The sequence below is a fragment of the Neobacillus sp. BF23-41 genome (assembly GCF_041106275.1).
The window spans coordinates 1-4,356 of record NZ_JBGBPR010000072.1 but is presented as its reverse complement, the minus strand read 5'-3'; the positions used below and the strand labels follow the sequence as shown (position 1 = coordinate 4,356).

6 protein-coding genes are annotated in these 4,356 nt (G+C 32.7%); 1 reads left to right on the top strand and 5 read right to left on the bottom strand.

Annotation, left to right across the window (positions count from 1 at the left end; translation table 11 throughout):
* Positions 1-507 precede the first annotated feature (507 nt).
* The gene (locus AB7942_RS30170) at positions 508-816 is read right to left on the bottom strand and encodes a hypothetical protein (protein WP_369449740.1); all 309 of its coding nucleotides are present in this window, start codon (positions 814-816) and stop codon (positions 508-510) included.
* A gap of 340 nt (positions 817-1,156) precedes the next feature.
* On the opposite strand from AB7942_RS30170, the gene AB7942_RS30165 reads away from it, so the two are divergent.
* A complete protein-coding gene (locus tag AB7942_RS30165; protein ID WP_369449739.1) occupies positions 1,157-1,612 on the top strand; it encodes an NUMOD1 domain-containing DNA-binding protein in 456 nt (151 codons plus the stop codon).
* A 71-nt stretch (positions 1,613-1,683) separates the two neighbouring features.
* Here AB7942_RS30165 and AB7942_RS30160 read toward each other — a convergent pair whose 3' ends face one another.
* The 4 genes from AB7942_RS30160 to AB7942_RS30145 form a co-directional block, all read right to left on the bottom strand.
* Positions 1,684-2,415, bottom strand: coding sequence for a DUF5677 domain-containing protein (locus AB7942_RS30160; RefSeq protein ID WP_369449738.1), 732 nt, complete (start codon positions 2,413-2,415; stop codon positions 1,684-1,686).
* A 191-nt stretch (positions 2,416-2,606) separates the two neighbouring features.
* Positions 2,607-2,852, bottom strand: coding sequence for a hypothetical protein (locus AB7942_RS30155; RefSeq protein ID WP_369449737.1), 246 nt, complete (start codon positions 2,850-2,852; stop codon positions 2,607-2,609).
* Between the two features lie 29 nt (positions 2,853-2,881).
* Complete coding sequence (locus AB7942_RS30150; protein WP_369449736.1) at positions 2,882-3,508, bottom strand: hypothetical protein; 627 nt, start codon at positions 3,506-3,508, stop codon at positions 2,882-2,884.
* 7 nt (positions 3,509-3,515) lie between these two features.
* Positions 3,516-4,019 (bottom strand): hypothetical protein, encoded by a 504-nt coding sequence (locus tag AB7942_RS30145; RefSeq protein ID WP_369449735.1) that lies wholly within the window; start codon positions 4,017-4,019, stop codon positions 3,516-3,518.
* Positions 4,020-4,356: the final 337 nt, after the last annotated feature.

Below are 4,356 nucleotides of genomic sequence, written 5' to 3'. Positions count from 1 at the left end.
TCCATCTTTAGAAGAATTACTGCACAGTATTAGTCAAATACGACATAAAAACATCTATATTTCCATCCTGTTCTTCAACTAACCTGCCCCGTTAGCTTAAGTACAATGATTCACAATATCACCTAAATTGCTCATGTATCTTTATAATTATATGGTGCATCTTGTGTTCACTCGCCTTTGAGACCGTAATAGTGGACAAACTTTCACTCAATCAATTTTACCTATAAATTCATTTTTTTAGTAAAACTAAATGTACCGTTAGCGTAAAATGCAAAAGAGCTGCCTCAGCAACCCATTCTACACTAACGCACCCGTTCGTAATATAAGGTTATCCAAAAATATGAATAACTGCTTATGTGATTTACAACTTTTATAAATCTTAGCATAAAAAGAGAAAAGCTCTCTTCATCTAAACTCCCGTTAGTCCAATAAGAAAAGCCACCATTATGGCAGCAGGATCTTTGCTCTTACACTATATTGACCTGAAATTGGTTGCTATTCAGATTCCTACATATATCGTTTTCGTTCTTGCCTATCTTCAACAGCTGCTGCGATGAAACCAATAGCATAATAACCCACCCATGCAGCAACGAGCACAATCAACCACTGTATGTATGGTGAATCAAATACAGAACCTCTCCATCCCATGAATCCAATGACTGCTTCGGATATGACGGGGAAGAAGAAAGCGACTCCTCCCATAAATATTCCGAAAATTTTGTAGGCAATCCAAACAGTCCACAAATGCATAATCCCACTTAAAATCCAAAGTAACACAACATAAATACCAAGAATTCCTCCTAGCAATCTGGACATATGCCCAACTCCCTTTGTTTATCTTTCCGACCTTCTAATTGAAACTCAAAAAGTTTATGACAGTATAACTGAAGCAGAGGAGCTCACAGGAGCAACCAATATATCTTTAGTTATATTAGGGGAAAGAGAAACAAGTGGAAAATTACATTGGGACTACTACTATGAGGATAGAGAATATAAGCTTGAAGATTACATAAAAGAGTACGTTAATCCTTCTCAAAGAGAAGTTATATGTTTAACAACAGGTGTTATTTATAAAAGTATTAAAGAAGCCCAAACTATCCTTAATATAAATAATGTATCTATGGCGTGTAGAGGAATAACTAGTCAAGCAGGTGGAATGGAATGGGCATATTGGGTAGAAGGGAAACCATATAGACCAAAAGAATTTGAAAGCAAAAAGCCCCCTAAAAAAGAAAAAAAAATTATTGAGAAGAAACCTCAAAAAAAAGTTATTTGTATTGATACCCAAGAGATATTTGATAGCATGAAAGATGCGGCAAAAAAATATAATGTTTCAATAAATTCAATCCATAGATGTTGTATGGGAAATTCTAAGACATGTAAGAATATGCAATGGTCTTTTTGGGAAGAAGGGAAGGCTTATAACAATACCGAAATAGTTTATAAGGATCCTGGAAAAGCTAAAAAACAGGTTCTATGTGTAGAATTAGATAAAATATATAATAGTATATCTGAAGCTGATAAAGAACTAGGAATTAGTTTTAAAAATATTTCTGCATGTTGTAGAGGAAAACGTGCCAAAGCTGGAGGATATACATGGAGATTTTTATAAACAATGATATTTATGCTTTTATAAACACAACAAACAGACCTCTTCTGTTTGGAAGAGGTCTACAGCCCAAGTTAATGCTTAAATTTAAATACCTTTTTATCCTCATCATAGTATTTATTGAATTCTTCATGTAATGACTCTATTTTTAAATAATCAATCAACTTAGTAAAAAATAACATAATAATCCCGTCTGTATGACTTTTTAAGGAATCAACCAAAGGTTCATTTTCCTTTATATTATTAAAGACGAATCTGTCTTCCATCTGTGTACCATATATAACAGATGTAGCTGGATTAAAATGTACGTAACTACTAAACGCATTATAAACCCTTGTATATAAGTATTCGTTATGGGTTTTCTTAACTAATCTCTTAATTCGAGATAAATATAGGGGTGGATTGGGTTCTACCTTTATTTCATTATAATGCTTGCGAACAAATTCTTCCTCTTCAGGTAGTAGGTTTGTTCCAAGATCATTGTAATTTTTGGCTACTGTATAGGATTGTAACTCTGCAAGTTTGTTATAACCAAGTGGAATTAAGGACTTGTTAGTTTCTTCAATAATATAGCAAAAATGAAAATAACCCTCAGCAAGTATTCTTATTAAAGGGATTGATTCAATATAGCTATTCTCCCATTCCCCTTTAAATAAATGATTAATAGCTAAGTAATTTCTTTTAATCTTTATGAAAACATGGTAAAAATATTTACTTATTACGGGGTCAAGATTTTTAAATTCCTCACTACCTTCAATTTGGTCAAATATTTCTAAAGCCCAAGGAAAAAATTCAGTGTCATTCATTCTCTTTCCACCTTCCACTATCCATTGGTGATTATATTTTCATTCCCCTTTAATATTACCTTATACTTAAAAACCTCTTTTTTCTTAATTGAAAGAGGTTTATTAATCACACATAATTCGTAACAATGAAAGAAACAAGGTCCTGGGACTTCTCAAGGGTTTTTTTGAAGAATTTCTCTAAAACAAGCTCTTTAAAAAGGTAAATTATCATTAAAAACATTATGTAATTCATGTCTTTCTAACCTTTTTACTAACTCTGTTATATCTTCCCCACCAGCAAAAACTTGCTCTAATTCAACCCGGTAGGATAATTCTTTTTTTATTTCTTTCCAAAAATCAAGCGCAACTTGTTCCGGTTTTCTTCCTCTTGTTGGAAAGGATGCTCTTTGCATTAATTTACTAGCTGCTTCATAGTGAATCTCGATGGTAACATTCATTGTTAAAGACCTCCATACAGTGAAATAACTTATTGACCAACATAATAATTTGATACGGATGGTTCTCCCCATACAGCTCCTTGCCTGACCATCAGCGTTTTTATCTGTGTGATCCGTCCAAATTGATCTTGAGTGATCCATTTATAGTGTTCAACCTGTCTTTCTTTTCTATAAGAATAATAATTTACATCTCGTTCAATCGTTGTAGGAGGTCCCCAACCTGAATAATCAATATCACTTGCAGCCATTCCATCATAAGGTTCCGTATCTCTTAATTTTTCTCTTCTTTCTGCAAGGTATTTAGCTGCCAATTCGTCTGCTTTTTTGGAAGCCGTTTCAGCCTGCTCCTTATATTCTGGCACCTCCGCCAAAACATCCAATAAAACTCCAGCATCATATAAATCTCCGTCATTTAAAAGCTTCATGCTTTTTTTCATCATCATTTTGTAGGTTTGCTGAATCCTCTTGTCAGAATCCTTAAATCCTTTAATCTCTTCAAATCTATCAATAGCCGTTAGATAATCCTTTTCCTTTAAATACATTTCGCCATAGCTGTATATTCTTTGTTTTTCTAGATAAGTAGCATCAATAAATTTATAAAAAATCCAACCAACAACAACAAAAATTAGCATATATAAAATTTTTTTGTTTTTCATTAATTTCTCAATTCTTTACTACCTTATAGTTTTGAGTGATAAATTTCCAATACTGAATTTTTGTAGCAATAACGGACATTAACACTGTTGCCGAAAGTACATCCAAGTTAAAACCTATCTTGTTTGAAAGTATTCTACAGACTTCTTCCAACGGGTTTTCATTATTTCTTATAGACTTTTGCATATACGGCATGTATTCCATCGATATAGCTTCGATCACATAATCTTTCCATTCATCATAAGCCATTAAAACTAGTACATTTTCATATACTTCAGTTGCAATATCCGGAGATAAATTCCTAGCAACTTGTAATTCCATAGAGGCTATAGCTAACGCAATTTCGAAAGGTATATATTCCAATTCTTGTTCGGTCAAATTATCGTTGAGATAAGGTTTTAGTAACTTATAATCTTCGTCCCATTCAGTCTTGCATGCTTCTAAAATCGTACTGACAAGTGCAGCACTTGCTTCTCTTACTGTTAATTTCTTTTTAAAAAGATTTTTTAGCATTATCTTCCACACCCCATCATTTAAATCTCTCTTATTCATAAGTTCTGTTTTAGATATATAGTCCAATTATACCATTTTAATCCATCTGAAAATTATTGTTTATTAACAATTTTTGTACTTTAATTGCTTTCATGTTATGAAAGGGGAAAATAGGTTAAAATATATCATTTCGGTTGATCGTCTATCAAGTAAAAAAAGACAAGGATTTCTATTTCAACAATTTTGCCGGTCACTAGGCAGAAAAGAACCACACCTGCCACTGAACTATAACCCGAATAATGGACACTTTATAAAAAGTCCCTTATTCGGGTTTTTCTGTGTCCATTTCACAAAAACC